The sequence below is a fragment of the Streptomyces sp. NBC_00885 genome (assembly GCF_045207475.1).
Lineage (GTDB): Bacteria > Actinomycetota > Actinomycetes > Streptomycetales > Streptomycetaceae > Streptomyces.
Genome location: NZ_CP108796.1, coordinates 4,725,148 through 4,747,685 on the forward strand (window position 1 = coordinate 4,725,148; position 22,538 = coordinate 4,747,685).

Here is a 22,538-nt window from a genome sequence, read left to right on the forward strand (position 1 = left end):
CCGGCCCGCGGCAGCCCATAGCCAGCCGCTGTCTGAACCTCGTGGTGTAAGGAAACAATTCGTGTCTGCAACACGTACTCGCGCTGCCGCTGCCGCGAGCGCCCTGACAGCCGTGGTCACCTCCGCCCTGCTCGGCCCCGCTCACGCTCACGCAACAACTGGTCCAGCCACCGCCGACGGCTACACGTTCACCGCCAAGCTGGAGATTGGTGACGGTGACACCAAGCGCGCCTGCACCGGAGCACTTGTCGAACCGCAGTGGATACTTACCGCCGCCTCGTGCTTCACCAGCGGCAACGCTGAGCTGACGCCCGGCAAGCCACAGTGGAAGACGGTCGCCACCATCGGCCGCGCTGATCTGTCCGCCACAGGTGGGCATGTCAGCGAGATCGTCGACCTGGTGCCCCGTGAGGGCCGCGATCTGGTCATGGCTCGCCTGGCCCAGCCTGCCAAGGGCATCGCCCCCGTGACCACGGCCGCCTCTCCCGTCGCCGTCGGCGACACGCTCACCGTCGCCGGTTTCGGCCGTACGAAGACCGAGTGGGTGCCAAACAAGCTCCACACCGCCGCGTTCACCGTCAACGCCGCCAAAGAAGCCGGCCTGGACATCGCGGGCAAGACCGCGAACGACGCCATCTGCAAGGGCGACACCGGCGCCCCGCTCCTGCGTGACAACAACGGCACGCCCGAACTCGTCGCCGTCGCCGGGCGGTCTTGGCAGGGCGGATGCCTCGGCGAGAGCGAGACCCGCACCAACGCCGTCGCCGCACGGGCCGACAACACCAGACTCGGCACCCGCCTGACGCCCGGCCAGGACCTGCTGCCCGGCGACACCCTGGCCTCGGCATCAGCCCGGCTGACCATGCGCAGGGACGGCAACCTCGTCGTCACCTCCACCGCAGGCAAGACCCTGTGGTCCACCGGCACTGCTCAGGCCGGGTCCTTCGCGCGGCTGCAAAGCAGCGGGAACCTCGTCGTCCGCAACGCCGCTGACACCGCCACCCTCTGGGAGTCCAAGACCTCCGGCGCCACCACGGCCGTCCTGACGGACAGCGGTGACCTCACCCTCTACAACGCGCAGAAGCAGTCCCTGTGGTCCAGCGGCACCGCGATCCGTCACGACTACAACGGTGACGGCCGCAGCGATCTCGGTGCCTGGTACGACTTCGAAGCGGGCGCGGACGCCATGTACACCTTCCTCGGCAATGAGAATGGCACCGTCAGCGCCCCCAAGAAGTCCTACACCGCCCAAAAGGGCGCGTGGGAAGCGAAGTCCATGAAGTTCGTCACCGGCGACTTCAACGGTGACGGGCGCGGAGACATGGCCGCCGCCCACGGCTACAGCGACACCAGCGTCAAGATCTGGGTGGCACTCGGCAAGCCCGACGGCGGCTTCGACACCCCCTCCGCCGCCTGGAGCGCCCCGGCCGGCAGCTTCCACATCAGCTACATGACCCCGCAGGCCGGCGACTTCAACGGGGACGGCCGCGACGACATCGCTGTCTGGTACGCCTACCCCGACGGCACCACCAAACTGTGGACCTTCACCGCGACCGACAAGGGCACCTTCAACGCCCCCTTCACCTCCTGGTCCGCGCCGAAGGGCACCTGGCTGCGCGAGCGCACCAAGTTCATCACCGGTGACTTCGACGCGGACGGCCGGGACGAGATCGGTGTCTTCTACCGCCAGGGCGGCAACTCGGTGAAGACCTATGTCTTCACCACCGAGCCCAACGGCGGCTTCTCCACCCCTGCGGTGTGGTGGGAAAGCGACTCCCTCGACTGGCACCGCGCCCAACCGCACTCCGGCGACTTCAACGGCGACAGTCACGACGACGCACTGCTCTGGTACGACTACGCCGACGGCAGCGACAAGACTTCCACCATCCTGTTCGAGAAGATCGACGGCAAGGACCGTTTCGGCTCCGCCAAGGTCACACTCAACAGCGCGCCCGGAAACCTCGACGTCAAGCGCCTTCAGATCGTCACCGGCGACTACGACGGTGACGGCCGCGACGACCTCGCTGCCCTGAACCACCAGGCCGACGGCGGGGTCAAGATGTGGACCTGGACCGCCCGCCATGACGCCATGTTCAACGGGGGCAAGGCCGGATGGGCAGCCCCCGCCGGCAGTTGGGTGTACGACTCCACCACCCTCTTCAACACCTACAACTGATATCCCGTCCGACAACAACCCAAGGGGGCTCACCTGTGGTGAGCCCCCCGGCACCTCACCAGCCTGGTGGCCTTCGCCACCGGGACTCGGAGCATCACCGCCGAACTCGGCGTCATCCGCGCAACACCACCCAGACACCGCAACTGAAACGCGCAGGCTAGAGCCTGCTCAGCGATGCCGCCGCGAACAGCACGTCCCGGATCGCCTCCCGGTCGCCGTCCTGGCCCGCCGCTGCCTCCTCCGGGGAGACGTGCCCCGCCACCAGGCGGCAGAACTCCAGGCCGTCCAGCGCCACTTGGGCAACCGCCTGGTCCGCCGAGGCGACGGCCGCCGGGGAGTCCAGGGCGATGTACCAGTTCCCGCCGCCCGAGCCCTCGACCTCCAGGTGCAGTGAACGGCCGGGAGCGCCGGCCGCCACCAGATGTCTGGCCGGTCCGGCGAGCCCCGCGCGTCGGCGGTCGGCGAGGGCCGCGGGCAGCAGCCGTGCCGCCAGGTCGATCATCCGGTGCAGATGGGAGCCGCTCGGCGGCTCGTACGGGTAGTCCACCGCGTCGGCGATGTCGCCCGCGTGGATCCAGCACTCGAAGGCCCGGTCCAGCAGGGAGTCCCGCAGCGGCAGGGCGAAGTCCCCGTACGAGACGGACAGTTCGGCGACTCCGCGGCCCGCGAAGGACACGGTCCTGATCAGGGTGTGGCTCTGGTCGCGCCACGGTTCACGGACGGCGCGCGTGCGCGGCAGGCCGGTGGTGCGCCAGTACGCCTCGGTGCGATCGGCCGGCACCTTCGGTGCGTTCGCCCCGAGGGGGTCGTCCAGGCCGAGCGCGCTCGCGACCAGGCCGTCGATGGCCATCAGGTGCCCGATCACCCCGGCGACTGTCGTCCGGCGGCTCACCTGCCGTTCGTCCTCGAACCACTTGAGGTGCACCGGCGCGTGCCATTCCGACTCGCCGATGTCCCGCAACAGCGCGTCGAGCCGCGCGGTCTCGGCGTCGTACGGAGTCGCCCAGAGGGGCACGGGGATACGCGCGGGCCTGCGCCCCAGGCAGTTCTCCAGCACCCGGAAGCGCAGCAGCGGGTCGAGGTCCAGATCCCGGTCGGTGTGCAGCAGCGCGACGGCGTCGCGCAGCCGCAGGGCCTCTTCCGCACAGGGCGCGCAGTCGCCGAGGTGCTGCTCGACCGCCGCGGTCTCCTCGGCGGAGCAGGCGGACAGCGCCCACGCGCCGAGCAGCGACTTCAGCACGCTGTGGGAAGGCCGTTCGACGGGCGCCGACGGTGCTTCGGGTACGGGCCGCGGCTCGGGCACGGTCGGTGGTTCCGGCTCGGGAACGCCGCGGAGCGGCAACAGGCGCGCGGGCGGGTCCAGATCGTCCGCCGCCGGCCGCGGTCCCGGTATGCGCGGACCGCCTCGCACTTCGTCGCGGCCGTCGTCGCCGGAGCGGCCGTTTCCGCGGCCGCTGTCGAATGGCCCGTTCACAAGGAGCGTCCGTATCGGGGCGGGGAGGAGCCTTTCAGGGAGGAGCCTTCCAGCGGGCGCGTGTTGGCGGTGGACAGCAGCTGGAGGCCGAGCCGCAGCCGGCGCCTGGCCTCGTCCTCGGTGACCCCGAGGTCGGCGGCTGTCTGGCGGTAGTCCCGGCGCTGGAAGTACGCCAGTTCCAGTGCGTCCCGCAGGGGCGCGGGCATGGAGGTGACGATGTAGTCGGCGCGGGCGGCGACCGCTGCCCTGCGTACCTTCTGCTCCAGCTCCTCGGTGGTGCCCTCGCCGCCCTGGGCGAGTGCGGCGGCCTCGGTCTGGCGCAGCCGGTGCACGGCCTGGCTGTTGGTGAGCCGGGCCACCCAGGAACGCATCGAGCCGTGCTTGGGGTCGTAGGAGTCGGGGTTCTCCCAGATGTAGCCGAAGACCTCACGTGTCACCTGGTCGGCGGCCTCGTCGTCGTCGAGCACCCGGTGGGCGAGCATGTGCACCAGTGAGGCGAACTTGTCGTACAGCTCTCCGAGCGCGGCGGCCTCTCCCCGCGCCAGCCGCTGCTGCATCCTGCGGTCCCAGCGCGGCGGTGTGTCCTTTGCCATTCGGCCCCCAAGCCTGTCCCCTGTGCCTGTCGCCTCTTCGAATGTAGTGCGCGTTGCGGCGAACGCACGCCCCTTTATGGCAAGTGCGCCCCCGAGGAGCAGGTTCAATGGTAGGGGCGGTCCGCTCCCGTAAGCCTGCCTTGAGCTTCGTGTTTCAGTCGGGAGGAGCGGGGCAGTGGCGTCAGGAAGGGCAGCTTCCGGATGTGTCCGGCCGCACCACAGCGGGCGCGGCACTCCGGATCGGCGTGAGGAGAGGTCCGGACGTGATGCTCAAGGTGGACGAGACCCGTCAGGGCACATGGACCGTGCTGCACGTCCGCGGAGAGCTCGACCTCGTCTCCTCGCCCATGATCCGCCAGCACGTCCACGACGCGGTCGCCGTCGGCCGCCGCGATGTGGTGCTCGACCTCTCCGAAGTGCTCTTCTGCGACTCCAGCGGTGTCGGAGTGCTCATCGCCGCCCGCCGTCTGCTGCGCTCCTGCCGGGGCAGGCTGCGCCTGATACTGCCCGCCCACGGCGCCGAGGAGGGCTCGCACGTCAACCGGGTGCTGGGCGCCCTGGGGGTGCGGCGCCTGTTCGAGGTGTACGCGGACACGCACTCGGCCACCGACGAGGAGGCCCAGCCGCTCTCCGCCTGACGCGGAAGCCGCTCCCGTGGTCACCGTGTGACCCATTGCCGTCACCAGGCGTACCCGCGGATGTCGTCGTGAGGTCGTCAGCAGGTAAATGGGGGAGTAGTTGCACGCGTCAGCGCTCGGAGTCGTACGCTCGCCCTCATGGACAGCGCAGAATACGAGCGCAAGATCGCTTCCCGCTTCGCCGCCTTCGACCAGGACGGCAATGGCTACATCGACCGTCAGGACTTCAGCGGGGCGACAGCCGCGCTGCTCGCCGAGTTCTCCACCACCGCCCGCTGTGACAAGGGCCAGGCCCTCTACAGCGGTGCCGAGGCGTTCTGGCAGGGCATGGCCGGGATTGCCGATGTGGACGGCGACCAGCGGGTCACCCGCTCGGAATTCATCACGGGCGCGGTGAAGAGACTGCGCGACAACCCCCAGCGGTTCGCCGAGATCGCCCGCCCCTTCCTCCACGCCCTGATCGACATCGCCGACGAGGACGGCTCCGGTGTGACACCGTCCGCCGCCGAGCGTGTGCTGAAGGTGCTGGGCGTCGAACCGACGCTGGCGGCGCGGGTGGCGGTGGGCCTTGACGCGGACGGGGACGGGCGGATCACGGAGGAGGAGATCCTTTCGGGCTTCGCGTCGTACTTCGTCACGCCGGAGCCGTAGGCGTCCTTACCTGGTTCGTGGTGGACGTCGCGGCCGTCGGCGCCTGCGGCGGGCCTTGTCCCCTACCCGCCCTCCCCCAGACTCCGTCCGGGGGGACCCCCAACCTCACCGCGCCTCAAACGCCGGAGGGGCTGAATTATTCAGCCCGTCCGGCGTTTGAGGACATGCGGCCGAAGGTCGCATACGGGGGTCTGGGGGCTTGCCCCCAGTTCGGGAAGGGGCGGGTCGGGGAACAGCCCCGCGCAGCGGAACCCACCCTTCACGAATACCGTTCCCGCAGCCTGTACTTGAGCACCTTCCGCAACGTCTCGTTCCGCGGCAACCCATCCGTGATCTCCAGCTGCTCCGGCAGCTTGTGCACCGACAACCCCGCCCCCCGCAGGTACGACGTCACGGCGTCGAGCGTCAACTCCTCCGCGCCCGCCACCTGTTCCACCACCGCGCACACCCGCTCCCCCCTCTCCGCGTCCGGCAACCCGATCACCGCGACGTCCGCCACCCCCGCGTGCTCGTGGAGCAGGTCCTCGATCTCCTTCGCCGAGATGTTCTCGCCCTTGCGGATGATGACGTCCTTCAGCCGCCCGGTGAGCACGAGATGCCCCGAGTCCGTGACATGCCCGAGGTCGCCGGTGATGAAGAAGCCCTCGCCGTCGAAGGCCGCAGCGGACTGGACCGGGTCCAGGTAGCCCTGGCAGACCGCCTCGCCGCGCAGGCGGACCTCGCCGTCCACGATGCGTATCTCCATGCCCGCGGGCGGCCGGCCCTCCGTCGTGGCGAGGTTGTCGGCCGTGTCGTCGGGCGTGCCCATGGTGATCATGGGGACCTCCGTCATGCCGTATCCGTGGGTGAGCCCGCAGCCCATCTCGCGTACGACGGCGTGGTAGATCTCCGGCGGCTTGGGCGCCCCGCCCCCGGCCAGCAGCCGCAGGCTGGGGATCAGCGGGCGCTCGGGCTGTTTGCGCTGCTCGGTGAGGAACATCGAGTAGAACGCGGTGGATCCGCCCGCGACGGTCACCCGGTGTCCGCGGTATTCCTCCAGCGCGTCGGGCAGCGCGAACTGCTCGAACATCACCGCGGGGAAGCCGTACAGCAGCAGCATCACCGTGTAGTCGGGCCCGGCGATGTGCGCGAAGGGGAAGGCCATCGAGCCGACGTCGTCGGCCGACAGATGCAGTGCGTGCGCCAGGCACGCGCCGCCCGCGATGAGGGAACGGTCGGTGTGCAGCACGCCCTTGGGGTCGGATGTGGTGCCCGAGGTCCAGTAGATCCAGCGCACGTCCGTCCCGGATTCCGGCGGCGGTGGCAGGACCGCCGGATCGGCGTCGGGCAGCGTGTCGTACGCCTCGAAGACCAGTGGCGGTTCGGGCAGTTCCAGCGCGAGCCGGTGCGCCATGCGCGCATGGTCGAAGCCCCGCCAGGTCCCGGGCACGGCGAAGAACGCGGCCTTGGACTCCCGTAGCGCGAAGCCGACCTCGCGGTCCCGGTAGAAGGGGATGACGGGCGACTGTACGGCGCCGATGCGGGCGAGCGCGAAGGAGAGCAGTGCCGTCTCGATCCGGGTCGGCAGCTGCCAGGCGACCACGCTTCCCGGTCGCACGCCCAGTTCGTACAGACCGGCGGCGACCCGCTCCGAGCGGTCCCGCAGTTCGCCGAAGGTGAGGCTGCGGCTCTCCTGGAGGAACACGGGCCGGTCGGGGGTGAGGGCCGCCCTGCGCAGGACCAGTTCCCAGAGGGTGCGCGATGCGCCCAGGGCGTGTGCGGTCTCGTTCATGGTCCGTAACCCTCCATTGCTGACGGGTAGTCAGATCGTCCCGAGAGCGTAGGGCTCACCGCCTTGTCGGTCCAGGGGTGCGGGGCTAGCCTGATTTCTGACGGGTCATCAGATTCAGCGCTGCCCGGCGGCCGCACCGGGCACGGCGGAGGGGACACCATGACGGAACTGCCTCGGATCGTCAGCGTCGACGACCATGTGATCGAGCCGGCCCACCTCTTCGAGACCTGGCTCCCGGCGAAGTACCGGGACCGCGGCCCCCGGCCGCTGACCGCGGGCATCGGCGAGCTCGCGTACGTCGCCGGGAAATACCGGATCACCATGGACCCCGACGGCCCCCCGACCGACTGGTGGATCTATGAGGACCTCAAGTTCCCGTACAAGCGCAACATCGCCGCCGTCGGCTTCGACCGCGACGACATGACCCTCGAAGGCATCACCCGCGCGGAAATGCGCCGGGGCTGCTGGGACCCCAAGGAACGCCTCGCGGACATGGACCTCAACCATGTGGAGGCGAGCCTGTGCTTCCCCACCTTCCCGCGCTTTTGCGGGCAGACCTTCGCCGAGGCCCACGACAAGGAGGTCGCGCTCGCCTGTGTGCGCGCCTACAACGACTGGATGGTCGAGGAGTGGTGCGGCGACAGCGGCGGCCGGCTCATCCCGCTGTGCATCATCCCGCTCTGGGACATCGGCCTGGCCGTCGCGGAGATCAGGCGCAACGCCGCACGCGGCGTGAAGGCCGTGACCTTCTCCGAGATCCCCACCCATCTGGGGCTGCCGTCGATCCACTCCGGCTACTGGGACCCGTTCTTCGCCATCTGCCAGGAGACCGGCACGGTGGTGAACATGCACATCGGCTCCAGCTCCCAGATGCCCGCCGCATCCCCGGACGCGCCGCCCGCCGTGCAGGCCTCGCTCAGCTTCAACAACGCCATGGCCTCGATGATGGACTTCCTCTTCTCCGGCGTCCTGGTGAAGTTCCCGCGGCTGAAGCTGGCATACAGCGAGGGCCAGATGGGCTGGATTCCGTACGCCCTGGAACGCGCCGACGACGTGTGGGAGGAGCACCGGGCCTGGGGCGGGGTGCGCGATCTGATCCCCGAGCCGCCCTCGACGTACTACTACCGGCAGATGTTCTGCTGCTTCTTCCGCGACAAGCACGGGATCGCGTCCCTCGACGTCGTCGGCCGTGACAACGCCACCTTCGAGACCGACTACCCGCACGTCGACTCGACCTTCCCGCACACCAAGGACGTCGCGCTCGACCACGTCAAGGGCCTGGACGACGAGACGGTCTACAAGCTGATGCGCGGCAATGCGATCCGCATGCTCGACCTCGACCTGGATCGTTGATGGACCTCACGTACACCGCGGAGGAGGAAGCCTTCCGGGCGCGGCTGCGCGAGTGGCTTGACCTCTCGCTGCCGAAGCTGCCCGCCCGGCCCGACCCGCTGGACTGGCCGGGCCGCCGGGCGTACGACACCACCTGGCAGCGGATGCTGTACGACGCCGGATACGCGGACGTCCACTGGGACGCGTCCCCCACCCAGCGCCTGATCTTCCTTGAGGAGACCGAGCGGGCGGGCGCGCCCTATGTCGGCGCGAACTTCGTCGGGCTGCTGCACGCGGGCCCCACGATCGCCGCCGAGGGCACGGCCGGCCAGCGCGAACGCTGGCTGCCGCCCGTACTGCGCGGCGACGAGATCTGGTGCCAGGGGTTCAGCGAGCCGGACGCGGGCTCGGACCTCGCCTCGCTGCGTACGAGAGCCGTGCGGGACGGCGACGACTATGTCGTCACCGGCTCCAAGATCTGGACCTCGCACGCGGAGGTCGCCGACTGGTGCGAGCTGCTGGTGCGCACCGATCCGGACGCGCCCAGGCACCGCGGTATCTCATGGCTGGCCATGCCGATGGACGCGCCCGGGGTCACCGTCCGCCCGCTGCGGACACTGGCCGGGTCGGCGGAGTTCGCCGAGGTGTTCCTGGACGAGGTCCGGGTGCCGGTCGCCAACCGGGTCGGCGAGGAGAACGACGGCTGGCGCGTCACCATGGTCACCCTCTCCTTCGAGCGCGGCACGGCCTTCGTCGGCGAGGTCGTCGCCTGCCGCCGTACGCTCGGCGAACTGGCCGCCGCCGCCCTCGCGAACGGCACCTGGGACGATCCGGTGCTGCGCCGCCGGCTCGGCCGCCTGGGCGCCGAGTTCTGCGCACTGTGGCGGCTCATCCAGTGGAACGTCAGCGAGTCCCAGCAGACGGGCGGCGTGCCCGGCATCGGCGGCTCGGTCTTCAAGCTCCGCTACTCCCACGCGCGCCAGGAGCTGTACGAGGCGGCCGCCGAGGTCCTCGGCCCCGATGCCTTCGACCTCGACCGGCAGTGGGCCGCCGACCGGCTCTCCTCGCTCTCGTACACCATCGCCGCGGGCACCTCCCAGATCCAGCGGAACATCGTCGCCGAGCGGATCCTCGGCCTGCCGAAGGGGCGCTGATGGACTTCCGGTTGACCGAGGACCAGCGTGCCCTCCAAAAGGGCGTACGGGAATTGCTGGCGGGCCGCTTCGGGCCCGAGGCGCTGCGGGCCGCCGTGGAGCGCGGAGGCACGGTCGACCGTGAGCTGTGGCGCGAGCTCGGCGCGGCCGGATTCTTCTCGCTGCGCCTGCCCGAGGCACAGGGCGGTGCCGGGCTCGGGCTGCCCGAGGCGGCCCTGGTCTTCGAGGAGGCGGGCCGGGCGCTGCTGAACGGGCCGCTGGTGGCGACCCATGTGGCCGCCGAGCTGATCCCGGAGGCGGCGGACGGCACCTGCGTGGTCACCTGCGCGACCCAACTGCGCTCGCTGATCCCGCACTTCGCCGAGGCGGATGCGGCCCTGGTGATCCACGGCACCGGGATGCGCAGGCGGGACCCGAAGGACCTGCCCCGCGCCCGTGCCGTGCGGTCCATGGACCCGCTCACCCCGGTGCACCGGATCCCGGACGGGACGCCCGCCAAGGCCCCGCCGCGCCCGGACGCCGTGCTCCTGACCGCCGCCGAACAGCTCGGAAGCGCCGCCCGCACGACGGAGACGGCCGTGCGATACGCCGGGGAACGCGAACAGTTCGGGCAGCCCATCGGCGGCTTCCAGGCAGTCAAGCATCTGTGTGCCCAGATGCTCGTACGCACGGAACTGGCCCGCAGCGCCGTCTACGCGGCCGCCGTCACCGAGGACTTCACCGAGATCGCCGGCGCCAAGCTGCTCGCCGACGAGGCCGCGGTGCGCAATGCCCGCGACTGTCTTCAGGTGCACGGCGGGATGGGCTTCACCTGGGAGGCGGAGGTGCATCTGCATCTCAAACGGGCCTGGCTGCGCGGGCAGATGTGGCTGACGGCCGCGGAGGCGGAGGAGATCCAGGCGGATGCCTTGGCCTCAGCACTCTGAAGCGTCACTGAGCGTCGATACCGGGTTGTGTCCTTGGGATGACTCGTCACGGGCCGGAGTCGGGGTCACGCTCCGGTACCCTCCGTGGGATGCGAGTGCTTCCGAGCCAGGGTTGTCACGGAGTTGCCGGTGTGGCGGCTCCGGGCCCGGGAATGCGCGCCGCTCGTGCCCTGCGAGTGCGGGCTGCGAGCCTCTGTTCGACTCCCCGCAACGTGCGTCGCACAGTATGCACCACGGGTACTCCTTCGCGCTGGAATATGCCCGAAGCGCTTGTTGCGGTGACTGTACGTCAACCATGCTGTCTCGTAACGGAGTCACGTTCGGTGACCTGGTCGAGGACCTTGTCGATGCGCGAGGCGATGTGTCCGCCGGTTCGGATGGTGTGAGCGGTGCAGGTGCTTCTGGTTCAGTTGGAAGTCGGGCCCGACCCGGCGGAGGTGGGACGAGCCCGTAGGTGGGCGCGATCGCGGCTCGTAGGGTCCGGGATAGGGGACGACGAGCCGCTGGCCGAGACGCTGATCCTGCTGATCTCGGAACTGGTCACCAACGCGGTCGTGCACACAGGCTGTCCGGCGGTCCTGCGCATGCTGTTCGGCGCGGGAGTGACCGAGGCGGGGACGGTACGGGTGGAGGTCGCCGACATCAGTGCCTGCCCGCCGCAGCCGCGGCACGCCGAGGGCGACGACACCAACGGCCGCGGCCTCGAACTCGTCGACGGACTCGCCGACCGGTGGGGCTGGCAGCGGGAGGGCGTGGGCAAGTCCATCTGGTGCGAGGTGGACCGGTGCGAGGTGGACCGGGGCGCGCCCGGGACTGGGTACGAGCCCGGAGTGCGGGGCTTCGTCACCACCCCGTAGGGCTCACAGGACCGCGACCGGAGCAACGGGGGTTCCGGTGGCGCCGACGAACGGCTCGGGCATCGCGGACAGCAGGAATGCGTAACGCCTCGCCTCCGCACAGGCTGTGGACAGGTTCTCCAGGTTCCAGTTCTGGCCCTGGAGCATGCCCATCTCGACGAGATCGAGGGCGTGCACGGGCAGCCAGAGGTCCTCTATCTCCGGTGGGAAGATCTCGAAGGTGAGGGTGTCGTTCGCGACGGCGGCGACGTCGTGGGCGTGGAACCACTCGGGGGTGCGGACCGACAGGCCCGGGGACGGATAGCCGTAGCCGTGCTTGTCGCCGCCGAGAACGACCTGGATCTGTCCCGTCCGTACGAGAACGATGTCACCGGGCCCGACGGCGACCCCGCCGAACTCCGCGGCCTCGTCCAGATCCTCGGGCGTCACCGCGTGCCCGCCGGGCAGCCGGTCCAGCCCCTTGGCGCGCGCGACATCGAGCAGGACGCCGCGGGAGACGATGTACGGAGCCTTGTCGATGCCGCTGAACTGCGCGCGGGTGTGCGGGGTGATGGTGTCGGCGGACCGGCCGTTGTAGATCTTCCCCGAGTGGGAGACATGGGGCAGGGCGTCCCAGTGGGTCGCGGCCTGGAGCCCCATGGTCACGGCGTCGTCGCTGGTGGCGACGGTGCCGGGGCCGAAGAGCTCCTGGTTGATCTGAACCATGGTGTGCAGGGGGTTCACGCGGCCCGGGATGACGCCGGTCTGGATGCCGTCCTGGTGGAGAGGGAGGGCGAGGGGTACGCGACGCCCGCTGCTGACTGCTTCGGCGGCGGCTCTGACGACCTCGTCAGTGATCAGGTTCAGCGTGCCCATCTCGTCGTCGGCGCCCCAACGGCCCCAGTTGTTCACACGTTTGGCGATCTCGAAGAACTCGGCCGGGAGTGACATCGGGCTGCCTCCTGGGGCTTGTGCTCGAGTATCTGACTGACCGTAGAATCTAACGGTCCGTCAGAAACCGCGGGAAGGGGCCGGACGTGGGGAACTTCTTGGCAGGCAAGGTCGTCGCCGTCACCGGCGCGGGCCGCGGCATCGGCCGGGCCGTCGCCCTGGCCGCGGCGGCGGAGGGGGCGCGGGTCGTCGTCAACGACTACGGCGTCTCCATCGGCGGCGGCGAGCCGACGTCCGAGATCGCGTCTGCGGTCGTCAAGGAGATCGTCGCGGAGGGCGGCGAAGCGGTCGCCGTCGCCGACGACATCTCCACGATGGCCGGGGGCCAGCGGCTCGTGGACGTCGCGCTCGCCGAGTACGGGCGGATCGACGGAGTCGTGTGCGTGGCCGGGATCCTGCGCGAGCGGATGCTCTTCAACATGTCCGAGGAGGAGTGGGACCAGGTGGTCGCCACACATCTGAAGGGCACGTTCACGGTCTTCCGGGCGGCGTCCGCGGTGATGCGCAAACAGGGTGCCGGAACGCTGATCGGCTTCACCAGCGGCAACCACCAGGGGAGCGTGGCGCAGGCCAACTACTCCGCGGCGAAGGGCGGCATCATCTCGCTCGTCCGCAGCGCGGCGCTGGGCCTCAACAAATACGGCGTCACGGCGAACGCGGTCGCGCCGGTGGCCCGTACGCGCATGTCCGCGAACGTCCCCATGGAGCTCAAGGAGATCGGCGAACCGGAGGACGTGGCGGCGCTGGTCGTCTACCTGCTCTCCGACCGCGCCCGCGAGGAACGGATCACGGGCCAGGTCTATACGATCGCGGGCCCGAAGATCGCGGTGTGGGCGCAGCCGAGGGAACTGCGGGCGGGGTACGCGGAGGGAGGCTGGAGCCCGGAGAAGATCGCGGACTTTCTGCCGGGGACGGTGGGGGTGGACCCGATGCCGATGCTGGCGCGGCTGGAGGAGATGGCGAGGGCGGCGGCGTCCGGGGATCGCCCGAACGTCTAGCAGGGTTCCGCCCCGGCCGCGGGGCGCACATTCGGCCGCCTTGACCTGGGGCTCCGCTCCGTGCCCGGCGCCTGCGGCGGGCTTGTTCCCCACCCCGCCCCTTCCCGTAACCGGGGGCGCGCTGCCCCCGGACCCCCGCGCCTCAATCGCCGGCGGGGCTGAATGTGCGGCTCGGTCGCACATTCAGCCCGTCCGGCGTTTGAGGACATGCGGCCGAAGGTCGCATACGGGGTCCGGGGCGGAGCCCCGGTTACGGGAAGGGGCGGGGTGGGGGAAACGCAACTCCTAGGAGACGACGTGGACTTCGAGTTCGGCCCGGCGGACGACGCCTTCCGCGCAGACGCCCGCGCCTGGCTCGCCGCGCGCATGACCCGCCCCACCACCCCCCGCACCTGGGAGCGCCTGCTCGGCCGCGACGGATGGATCGGGATCGGCTGGGCCGAAGCCGGGTACGGCAACCGGCAGGCCCGCCTTACCCAGCAGGTCGTCTGGGCCGAGGAGTACGCCCGTGCCGCCGCCCCCGCCCGCGTCGGCCATATCGGCGAGAACCTGCTCGCGCCGACACTCATCGCGCACGGCACCGACGAGCAGAAGGCGCGCTTCCTGCCCGCGATCGCCCGCGGCGACGAGCTCTGGTGCCAGGGCTACAGCGAACCCGGCGCCGGTTCCGATCTCGCCGGGATCAGGACCGCCGCCGTCCGGGACGGGGACATGTACCGGATCGACGGGCAGAAGATCTGGACCTCACTCGCCCAGGACGCCGACTGGTGCTTCGTTCTGGCGAGGACCGAGCCCGGCTCGCGGCGCCACCACGGGCTCTCCTTCCTCCTCGTCCCCATGGACCAGCCGGGCCGCATCGACGTGCGACCCATCCGCCAGATGACCGGCACGAGCGAGTTCAACGAGGTCTTCTTCGACGGCGCGGAGGCCCGTGCCGGGCATCTCGTCGGCGGCGAGGGCAACGGCTGGCGCGTCGCGATGAGTCTGCTCGGCTTCGAGCGCGGGGTCTCCACGCTGACCCAGCAGATCGGATTCGCCGAGGAGTTGGAGCGCGTGATCCGGGTGGCCCTGGAGAGCGGCGCCGCCGGCGATCCCGTGCTCGCGGACCGGCTCGTATGCCAGTGGGCCGAGCTGCGCACCATGCGCTTCAACGCCCTGCGCACGCTGGGCGGTTCGGAGCACCCCGACGACCCCGGCGCCCCCAGCGTCGCCAAACTGCTCTGGGGCGGCTGGCACCAGCGCCTCGGCGAGCTCGCCATGGCCGTCCGGGGCGCCGCCGCGGCCATCGGCCCGTACGACTGGAGCCGTGAGCGCCCGTACGAACTCGACGCACTCCAGCACCTGTTCCTCTTCACCCGCGCCGACACGATCTACGGCGGCTCGGACGAAATCCAGCGCAACATCATCGCCGAGCGGGTGCTCGGCCTACCGAGGGAGCCCCGATGAGAGGCGTCGTCTTCGACGGCAAGCAGCCCCAGGTGGTAGACGATCTGGAGATACGGGAGCCGGGGCCCGGCGAGGTGCTGGTCGCCGTCGCGGCCGCTGGGCTCTGTCACAGCGATCTCTCCGTGATCGACGGCACGATCCCCTTCCCCGTGCCCGTGGTCCTCGGGCACGAGGGCGCGGGCGTGGTGGAGGCGGTCGGCGCGGGCGTCGGCCATGTCGTGCCCGGCGACCATGTCTCGCTCTCCACGCTCGCCAACTGCGGCGCCTGCGCGGACTGCGACCGAGGCCGCCCCACGATGTGCCGCAAGGCGATCGGCCGTCCCGGACAGCCCTTCTCCCGCGCCGGCGAACCCCTCTTCCAGTTCGCCTCCAACTCCGCCTTCGCGGAACGCACGATCGTCAGGGCCGTCCAGGCGGTGAAGATCCCCTCCGAGCTTCCGCTGACGTCCGCCGCGCTGATCGGCTGCGGGGTTCTGACGGGCGTCGGAGCCGTACTGAACCGCGCAAAGGTCGACCGCGGCGACACCGTCGTCGTCATCGGGACCGGCGGCATCGGGCTGAACGTCATCCAGGGCGCCCGGATCGCGGGGGCGTCCGCGATCGTCGCCGTCGACTCGAATCCGGCGAAGGACGCCGCGGCCCGGCAGTTCGGGGCGACGGACTTTCTCCCGTCGGCCGACGGGGTGCGGGACATACTGCCGACCGGCGCCGACCATGTCTTCGAGTGCGTCGGGCACGTCGGCCTGATCCGGCAGGCGATCGAACTGCTCGACCGGCGCGGGCAGGCAGTCTTGCTGGGGATGCCGTCGGCGACGGCGGAGGCGACCTTCGTGCCCGCGGCGATGTTCCTGGACAAGTCCATCCTGGGCTGCCGTTACGGTTCCTCGCGCCCGCAGCACGACATCGCCCTGTACGCCGAGCTGTATCGGCAGGGCAGGCTGCTGCTGGACGAGCTGGTGACCGAGACGTATCCGGTGGAGGACTTCGCGAAGGCGGCGGACGACGCGCACCACGGGCGGGTGGCGCGCGGCGTGCTGACGTTCTGAACCCCCTAGGTCCTGTCCGGCCGATCTTGCCGGGCTCGCGTGCCCTGGCACGGCACCTCTCCCCAGTAGCCCTCCGGGCACGGGAGGTACCCCCACCGTTGTCGTAGTCGCCTACGCTCCGGGTGGGCTCGCCCCCTGCCTTCGGCGGGGGGACCCCCATCCTCCGGCCTGCGATGCACCATGCCAGACCCCGCTCGCTGATCCGGCCTGATCGACCGGACAGGACCTAGCCTTCAGCGCCGGCGCGGAAAGCGCGCCGGTACGCCGTCGGCCGGACGCCCAGCGCCGCCTGCAGATGCTGCCGCATCGACTGCGCCGTGCCGAAGCCCGCGTCCCGGGCCACCTGGTCGACGGAGAGATCCGTGGACTCCAGCAGGTGCCTGGCCCGCTCCACGCGCTGCCGCGTCAGCCACTGCCCGGGGCTGATGCCCGCCTCCTCGCGGAAGCGGCGCGTGAACGTCCGTACCGACATGGACTCCTGGTCGGCCATGTCGCGCAGCTGGATCGGCTCGTGCAGCCGGCTCAGCGCCCAGGCCCGCGCGCCGGTGGTGGTCGCCAACTGCGGTTCGGGGACGGGCCGGTGGATGTACTGGGCCTGCCCGCCGTCGCGGTGCGGCGGTACGACGGTGCGGCGGGCGACGTCGTTGGCGACGGCCGTGCCGTGGTCGCGCCGCACGATGTGCAGGCACAGATCGATGCCCGCGGCGACGCCCGCCGAGGTGAGCACGTCACCGTCGTCGATGAAGAGCACGTCGGCGTCGACCCTGACGGAGGGGAACAGTCGCTGGAAGTGCTCGGCGGAGGACCAGTGGGTGGTGGCGGGCCGCCCGTCGAGGTATCCGGCGGCGGCCAGCACATAACCGCCGGTGCAGATGGAGACCATGCGGGTGCCGGGCCTGACGTGCGCGAGCGCGTCGGCCAGCTCTTCGGTGAGCCGGCCCTCCTCGTAGACGGGACCCAGTTCGTACGAGGCCGGGATGACGACGGTGTCCGCGGTGGCGAGGATCTCCGGGCCGTGCTCGACGTGGATGTCGAAGTCGGCTTCGGTGCGGACGGGGCCCGGGCGCAGCGAGCACGTGACGATCTCGTAGAGCGGAAGGCCGTCCGCGTCCTTGGCGCGGCCGAAGATCCGGTGCGGGATGCCCAGCTCGAAGGGGAGCAGCCCGGTCAGAGCCAGCACGACAACCCGGTGCTTTCTGTCATCACCCATGGCCCGATCCTATCGAATGCTGTCCCTCCGGCCACTCGATGGCGGGGATCCGCCCCCGGATGCTGAGTGACGTGAACGAGACAACCGCCGCGCACGGCAGCCCGCCCACCCTCCGTCGACCTCCTCGTGTTCACCGCGCCTGGTTCGTCGCCGTCGTCACCTTTGTGACGATCATCGGCGCCGCCGCCTTCGCGTCCCTGCCCGGTCTGCTGATCGAGCCGCTGCACGAGGAGTTCGACTGGTCGCGCGGCACGATCGGCTTCGCGGTCTCGGTCAATCTCGCGCTGTACGGGCTCACCGCGCCGTTCGCCGCGGCGCTGATGGACCGCTTCGGCATCCGCCGGGTGGTCGCCGTGGCCCTGTCCGTCATCGCGCTCGGCTCCGGGCTGACGGTCTTCATGACGACGTCCTGGCAGCTGGTCCTGTACTGGGGAATCCTGGTCGGTCTGGGCAGCGGCTCGATGGCGCTGGCCTTCGCCGCGACGGTCACCAACAGGTGGTTCGTGCGGCGGCGCGGTCTGGTCACCGGCATCCTCACCGCGGCCGGCGCCTCGGGCCAGCTGGTCTTCCTCCCCCTCCTCTCCTGGCTGGTCGAGCACCACGGCTGGCGCCCGGCCGCGATCACCGTCGCGCTCTCGGCGCTTGCGGTCGTCCCCTTCGTCTGGCTGCTGCTGCGCGACCACCCGGCGGACGTGGGGATCGCGGCGTACGGCGCGGAGGGCTTCACGCCGAAGCCGGACCCGGTTCCGGGCGCGGCCCGCCGCGCGCTGAGGGTGCTGTTCCGGGCGGCCCGCACGGGGCCGTTCTGGCTGCTCGCGGGCACCTTCGCGATCTGTGGCGCATCGACCAACGGCCTGGTCAAAACCCACTTCGTGCCCGCGGCCCACGACCACGGCATGCCGATCACGGCGGCCGCGTCGCTGCTTGCGGTGATCGGTGTCTTCGACGTCGTGGGCACGATCGCCTCGGGCTGGTTCACCGACCGCTTCGAGGCCCGGCGGCTGCTGGCGGTCTACTACGCGCTGCGGGGCATCTCCCTGCTCTTCCTGCCGATGCTGCTGGCACCGTCGGTCCACCCGCCGATGCTCTTCTTCATCGTCTTCTACGGCCTCGACTGGGTGGCGACGGTCCCGCCGACCATCGCTCTGTGCCGCGAGCACTACGGCGAGGACAGCGCGATCGTCTTCGGCTGGGTCCTGGCCTCCCACCAGGTGGGCGCGGCGGCTGTGGCCTTCGCGGGCGGCGTGGCGCGGGACGTGTTCGGCTCGTACGACGTGGTCTGGTACGCCTCGGGAGCGCTGTGCGCGGCCGCGGCACTGATGGCCCTGGTCATCCGCCGCAGGCCGCTTGCCCCGTTGCCGACGGCGCTGCCGGTCTCGCTCGTGAAGGGTGCGCCCGACCCGGTTGCCTGACGTCGGCGCTCACGCGCTGAAGCGGCCGAACTTCCCCCGGTGGAAGAGCAGTGGCGCGGCCTCGTCCGCCGCTCCGAGCGCCGCCACCCGCCCCACGACGATCAGATGGTCGCCGCCGGTGTGCACGGCCTGGATCGTGCAGTCGATCCAGGCCGGTACGGACTCCAGGCGCGGCGACCCGGTGGCCGGTGCGCGGTCGTACGGGACGCCCGCGAACTTGTCCGCGCCGCTGACCGCGAAGCCCCGGCACAGCTCGCCCTGGTGCGCGCCCAGGACGTTGACGCAGAAGGCGCCCGCGCCGGCGATGCGCGGCCAGGTCGTCGATGTACGGGCGACCATGAAGGCGATCAGCGGAGGATCGAGCGAGAGCGAGGCGAAGGACTGGCAGGCGAAACCGGCCGGGCCCATCTCGTCGTACGCCGTGACGACGGTGACGCCGGTTGCGAAGTGGCCCAGCACGCGCCGGAATTCACCCGGGTCCACGGGCAGCCGCTCGTCGTCGCCGACGGCCCGCAGGTCCGGGCGCGGCAAGGCGTCGAACGACTCGGTGGCCGTGGGGGCCCCGACCGACCTGAGGTATCGGACGGCGGTGGCCGCCATCCCTGCATGTCCCATCACATCAGCCATTGAACCTGACGCATCGTCAGATTGGAAGCCTGGCGACACAGCAGACGTGGACGGCGGCTGACTACAGCCCCCGGTACCGCGGAGTCCGGCGTTCCACGAAGCTCGCCACGCCCTCGTTCGCGTCCCTCGTCGTCATATTGATCTCCTGCGCCGCCGCCTCGGCGGCGAAGGCCGTGGCCAGGTCCGACTCCAGCGACGCGTTCACCAGTTGCTTGGTGAGCGCCAGGGCCCGCGTCGGTCCGGTCGCCAGGCGGTCCGCCCACTCGCGGGCCGTCTTCTCCAAGTCCTCTGCGGCGACTACCCGGTTGACCAGGCCGATCCGTTCCGCCTCGGCCGCCGGGAGCGCGTCGCCGAAGAACATCAGCTCCTTCGTGCGCTGCGGCCCGATCAGCCGGGGCAGCAGATACGCCCCGCCGCCGTCCGGGACGAGGCCGCGGCGTACGAACACCTCGATGAACTTGGCGGTTTCGGCAGCCAGGACCAGGTCGCAAGCGAGGGCCAGATGCGCGCCGATGCCGGCGGCGGTGCCGTTCACCGCGGCGATCACGGGCTTCTCGCAGTCCAGTACCGCACCGATCAGCCGCTGCGCCCCCAGCCGTATCGTCCGCGCGACGTCCCCGGCCACCCGTTCGCGGCCGGTCTGCGCAGTGCCGCGCAGATCCGCGCCCGCGCAGAAACCCTTGCCGGTGGCGGTGATCACGACAGCCCGGACCTCCGGGTCGGCGGACGCGGCGTCCAGCAGCTCGATGATTCGCTCCCGCTGGTCCGGGGTGACGGCGTTCATCGCCTCGGGGCGGTTGAGGGTGATCCACCGGACGCCGCCCTCCGCGCGGTGGAGCACATCGCCGCTCACCGGCACACCGCCAGCGCGTCCAGTGCCACCGCGCCCTGCCCGCGCGGCAGCACCATCAAGGGGTTGATGTCCAGCTCGGACAGTTCGTCGCCCAGTTCGAGGGCCATCCGCTGGATACGCAGCACGACTTCCACCAGCGCGTCCACATCCACCGGCGGCCCGCCCCTGACCCCCTCCAGCAGGGCACGCCCGCGCAGTTCGCCGAGCATCGCGCGTGCCTGGTCCTCGCCGAAGGGAGGGACGCGTACGGCCGCGTCGTGCAGGACCTCGACCAGCACGCCGCCCAGGCCCACCGTCACCGTCGGTCCGAACAGCGCGTCCTGGGTCACGCCGACGACCATCTCGACGCCCCGCTCGACCATCTGGCAGACCAGGATCCCGTCCAGGTCCACGTCCTCGTAGCGCGCGATGTCGGTCAGCTCGCGGTAGGCGTCACGCACCTGGCTGGCCGAGGTCAGCCCGACCTTGACCAGGCCCAGTTCGGTCTTGTGGGCGAGCTGCGTTCCGGACGCCTTCATGACGACGGGGTAGCCGACCAGGCCCGCGGCCCGGACCGCCGCCGCCGCGCTGGTAACCAGCTGTTCGCGCGGCACGCGGATGCCGTACGCCCGCAGCAGCGACTTCGCCGCGTGCTCGCTCAGCTGCTTGCCCGGGCGCATCAGTGCCTGCGCCTTGCGGAAGGAGGGGGACGGGGTGCGCGGCGCCTCGTCGAAGGGCGAGAGGTAGCCGGTGGTGAAGCGGTGGTGGTCCAGATAGGCGCGGACGGCCGTGATGCAGTTGCCGAAGGTACGGAACGTGGCGAGGCGCGAGGACCCGAGCAGCGTCTCGCGGTACGCCGCCTCCGTACCCACCGGCGACCCCCACACCACGCACACCAGCTTGTCCGTGGCCTCCGCGGCATCCACCAGGTCCTGGGCCAGCTTGTCGCTCATCGGCGGGAACGGGCCGGTGATGGGACAGATCAGGACCCCGACGGACGGGTCGTCGAGTATCGCGTCGATGATTCTGCGCCCGCGCCAGTCGCCGACCGGGTGCCCGCCGTTGTCGACGGGGTTCGCGACGCTCAGATACTCCGGTATCCAGGTGTGCAGTTCGGCCTGCTTGGCCTCGGAGAGCCGCGGGAGCTCCAGCCCGGCCGCCGTCGCCAGGTCCGAGAAGTGCGCGCCCGTGCCGCCGGAGATCGAATAGACGACGACCCCGTCGGCCACCGGCCTGCGCGCCCGCGCCAACAGCGCGGCGGTGTCCTGGAGTTCGTCGAGCCCGTCCACCCGGATCACCCCGAACTGCCGCATCGCCGCGTCGACCACCTGGTCCGCGCCGGTCAGCTTGCCGGTGTGCGAGGCGGCCATCCGTGCCCCGGCCTCGGTCCGCCCGACCTTGACCGCGACGACCGGGACCCCGCGCCGCGCGGCCCGGTCGGCGGCGAGCAGGAAGGAGCGGCCGTCCTTGATGCCCTCCACGTAGCAGGCGATGGCCCCGACCTCGGGCCGCTCGGCGAAGTACGAGATGAAGTCGGCGGTCTCCAGATCGGCCTCGTTGCCGGTGGGCGCCCAGTGGGAGAGCCGTATGCCGAGCTCCTGCAGGGCGAAGACGGGCCGTCCCTGGTGCCCCGACTGGGTGATCAGCGCGATCGCCGGTCCTTGAAGGTCCTCTCGGAACTTCTCGAAGGCGTTGAGATTGGTGTTGGGCCCGAGCAGCCGGAGCCCCGACCGCTCCACCGCGGCCGCCAGCCGCGTCTGCGCCGCCGCGCCCTCCTGGCCGGTCTCGGCATAGCCGGATGCGAAGGCGACGGCGAACTTCACCTTGGCCTCGGCCAGTTCCTCGATGACCGGCAGCGGATCGCCGACCAGCAGTACGGCGAGATCGACCTGCTCGGGCAGCTCGGCGACGCAGGGAACGCAGCGCAGTCCGAAGACGCTCTCCCGGGAGGGATGCACGGGATACAGCCGCGCGCCGACGCGCCTGGCCCAGTCGACGAGCTGCCGGGTGATACCGGTATTGGGCCGCCCCTCGGCGTCGGAGGCCCCGACGACGGCGACGGACGCGGGCCGGAAGAAGCGGTCCAGATCGGGCACGGACGCGTACAACGGCCGCCCGCTGACGTCCAGATCGCCGTCCACCGCGGTGATGGCGGCCGTGTCATGGACGGCGTTGCGGGGCTGTTCCCCGCAGGCCACCACACGTGCGCGGAGGTCGGAGGTGAGGGTGCCGTGAGTAGATCCAAGCATCGCTGTGCCCCGCTCCTGCTCGTTGGCATTGAACTGACGCATAGTCAGATTACAGACCTGACGACCAGTCAGGAACACTCCTGCGGGCAAAGCCTGGAGGCGGGCGGCGGTTCGGGGTCCGGCTCCGGGGGATTCCATACCCGCGCTCGGTGCGCGGGAGACGGTTCGATTCAGCCGACCTTCCCTGCGGGGGTGCGGGGTGCGGGCGGTGCGCCT

The 22,538-nt window shown here is 70.7% G+C and carries 19 protein-coding genes; 11 read left to right on the top strand and 8 right to left on the bottom strand.

Going from position 1 to position 22,538, the window contains the following annotated elements:
* The first annotated feature begins 61 nt into the window (after positions 1–61).
* Positions 62–2,176 carry an FG-GAP-like repeat-containing protein gene (locus tag OHA61_RS21475; protein ID WP_406304377.1) on the top strand — a complete coding sequence of 705 codons (2,115 nt, stop codon included), beginning with the start codon at positions 62–64 and terminating at the stop codon, positions 2,174–2,176.
* Between the two features lie 157 nt (positions 2,177–2,333).
* On the opposite strand, the gene OHA61_RS21480 is transcribed toward OHA61_RS21475, so the two are convergent.
* Both OHA61_RS21480 and OHA61_RS21485 read right to left on the bottom strand, forming a co-directional pair.
* Positions 2,334–3,650, bottom strand: a complete 1,317-nt coding sequence (locus OHA61_RS21480) for a zf-HC2 domain-containing protein (protein ID WP_406304378.1) — start codon at positions 3,648–3,650, stop codon at positions 2,334–2,336.
* A complete protein-coding gene (locus OHA61_RS21485; protein ID WP_324975541.1) occupies positions 3,647–4,243 on the bottom strand; it encodes a sigma-70 family RNA polymerase sigma factor in 597 nt (198 codons plus the stop codon). Before OHA61_RS21485 ends, OHA61_RS21480 begins: the two co-directional genes overlap by 4 nt.
* 263 nt (positions 4,244–4,506) lie before the next feature.
* Between OHA61_RS21485 and OHA61_RS21490 the strand changes: the two genes are divergently transcribed.
* A complete protein-coding gene (locus OHA61_RS21490) occupies positions 4,507–4,881 on the top strand; it encodes an STAS domain-containing protein (protein ID WP_406304379.1) in 375 nt (124 codons plus the stop codon).
* A gap of 138 nt (positions 4,882–5,019) precedes the next feature.
* Complete coding sequence (locus OHA61_RS21495) at positions 5,020–5,532, top strand: EF-hand domain-containing protein (RefSeq protein ID WP_406304380.1); 513 nt, start codon at positions 5,020–5,022, stop codon at positions 5,530–5,532.
* 259 nt (positions 5,533–5,791) lie between these two features.
* Here the strand turns inward: OHA61_RS21495 and OHA61_RS21500 are convergent, their stop codons facing one another.
* Positions 5,792–7,303 (bottom strand): class I adenylate-forming enzyme family protein, encoded by a 1,512-nt coding sequence (locus OHA61_RS21500; protein WP_406304381.1) that lies wholly within the window; start codon positions 7,301–7,303, stop codon positions 5,792–5,794.
* Positions 7,304–7,462: 159 nt separating this feature from the next.
* Here OHA61_RS21500 and OHA61_RS21505 point away from each other — a divergent pair, with 159 nt between their 5' ends.
* The 4 genes from OHA61_RS21505 to OHA61_RS21520 all read left to right on the top strand — a co-directional run bounded on the left by OHA61_RS21505 (position 7,463) and on the right by OHA61_RS21520 (position 11,572).
* On the top strand, positions 7,463–8,656 hold the full coding sequence (locus OHA61_RS21505) for an amidohydrolase family protein (RefSeq protein WP_406304382.1): 1,194 nt from the start codon (positions 7,463–7,465) through the stop codon (positions 8,654–8,656).
* Positions 8,656–9,789, top strand: a complete 1,134-nt coding sequence (locus OHA61_RS21510; protein WP_406304383.1) for an acyl-CoA dehydrogenase family protein — start codon at positions 8,656–8,658, stop codon at positions 9,787–9,789. Before OHA61_RS21505 ends, OHA61_RS21510 begins: the two co-directional genes overlap by 1 nt.
* Positions 9,789–10,715, top strand: coding sequence for an acyl-CoA dehydrogenase family protein (locus OHA61_RS21515; RefSeq protein ID WP_406304384.1), 927 nt, complete (start codon positions 9,789–9,791; stop codon positions 10,713–10,715). Before OHA61_RS21510 ends, OHA61_RS21515 begins: the two co-directional genes overlap by 1 nt.
* Before the next feature lie 389 nt (positions 10,716–11,104).
* Positions 11,105–11,572: an ATP-binding protein gene (locus tag OHA61_RS21520; protein WP_406304385.1), complete on the top strand. Its 468-nt coding sequence runs from the start codon at positions 11,105–11,107 to the stop codon at positions 11,570–11,572.
* A 3-nt stretch (positions 11,573–11,575) separates the two neighbouring features.
* On the opposite strand, the gene OHA61_RS21525 is transcribed toward OHA61_RS21520, so the two are convergent.
* Positions 11,576–12,502, bottom strand: a complete 927-nt coding sequence (locus tag OHA61_RS21525; protein ID WP_406304386.1) for a cyclase family protein — start codon at positions 12,500–12,502, stop codon at positions 11,576–11,578.
* An 86-nt stretch (positions 12,503–12,588) separates the two neighbouring features.
* On the opposite strand from OHA61_RS21525, the gene OHA61_RS21530 reads away from it, so the two are divergent.
* The 3 genes from OHA61_RS21530 (at position 12,589) to OHA61_RS21540 (ending at position 15,992) form a co-directional block, all read left to right on the top strand.
* Positions 12,589–13,500, top strand: a complete 912-nt coding sequence (locus OHA61_RS21530; protein ID WP_406304387.1) for an SDR family oxidoreductase — start codon at positions 12,589–12,591, stop codon at positions 13,498–13,500.
* 297 nt (positions 13,501–13,797) lie between these two features.
* The gene (locus tag OHA61_RS21535) at positions 13,798–14,946 is read left to right on the top strand and encodes an acyl-CoA dehydrogenase family protein (protein WP_406304388.1); all 1,149 of its coding nucleotides are present in this window, start codon (positions 13,798–13,800) and stop codon (positions 14,944–14,946) included.
* A complete protein-coding gene (locus tag OHA61_RS21540) occupies positions 14,943–15,992 on the top strand; it encodes a Zn-dependent alcohol dehydrogenase (protein WP_406304389.1) in 1,050 nt (349 codons plus the stop codon). Before OHA61_RS21535 ends, OHA61_RS21540 begins: the two co-directional genes overlap by 4 nt.
* A gap of 226 nt (positions 15,993–16,218) precedes the next feature.
* On the opposite strand, the gene OHA61_RS21545 is transcribed toward OHA61_RS21540, so the two are convergent.
* Positions 16,219–17,202 carry a GlxA family transcriptional regulator gene (locus OHA61_RS21545; protein WP_406304390.1) on the bottom strand — a complete coding sequence of 328 codons (984 nt, stop codon included), beginning with the start codon at positions 17,200–17,202 and terminating at the stop codon, positions 16,219–16,221.
* Between the two features lie 59 nt (positions 17,203–17,261).
* On the opposite strand from OHA61_RS21545, the gene OHA61_RS21550 reads away from it, so the two are divergent.
* The gene (locus tag OHA61_RS21550) at positions 17,262–18,614 is read left to right on the top strand and encodes an MFS transporter (protein WP_406304391.1); all 1,353 of its coding nucleotides are present in this window, start codon (positions 17,262–17,264) and stop codon (positions 18,612–18,614) included.
* Positions 18,615–18,623: 9 nt separating this feature from the next.
* Here the strand turns inward: OHA61_RS21550 and OHA61_RS21555 are convergent, their stop codons facing one another.
* From OHA61_RS21555 to OHA61_RS21565, 3 genes are all read right to left on the bottom strand, one after another.
* Positions 18,624–19,214, bottom strand: a complete 591-nt coding sequence (locus OHA61_RS21555; RefSeq protein ID WP_406307414.1) for a flavin reductase family protein — start codon at positions 19,212–19,214, stop codon at positions 18,624–18,626.
* A gap of 88 nt (positions 19,215–19,302) precedes the next feature.
* Complete coding sequence (locus OHA61_RS21560; RefSeq protein ID WP_406304392.1) at positions 19,303–20,100, bottom strand: enoyl-CoA hydratase/isomerase family protein; 798 nt, start codon at positions 20,098–20,100, stop codon at positions 19,303–19,305.
* Complete coding sequence (locus OHA61_RS21565) at positions 20,091–22,322, bottom strand: acetate--CoA ligase family protein (RefSeq protein WP_406307415.1); 2,232 nt, start codon at positions 22,320–22,322, stop codon at positions 20,091–20,093. Before OHA61_RS21565 ends, OHA61_RS21560 begins: the two co-directional genes overlap by 10 nt.
* Between the last annotated feature and the right edge of the window lie 216 nt (positions 22,323–22,538).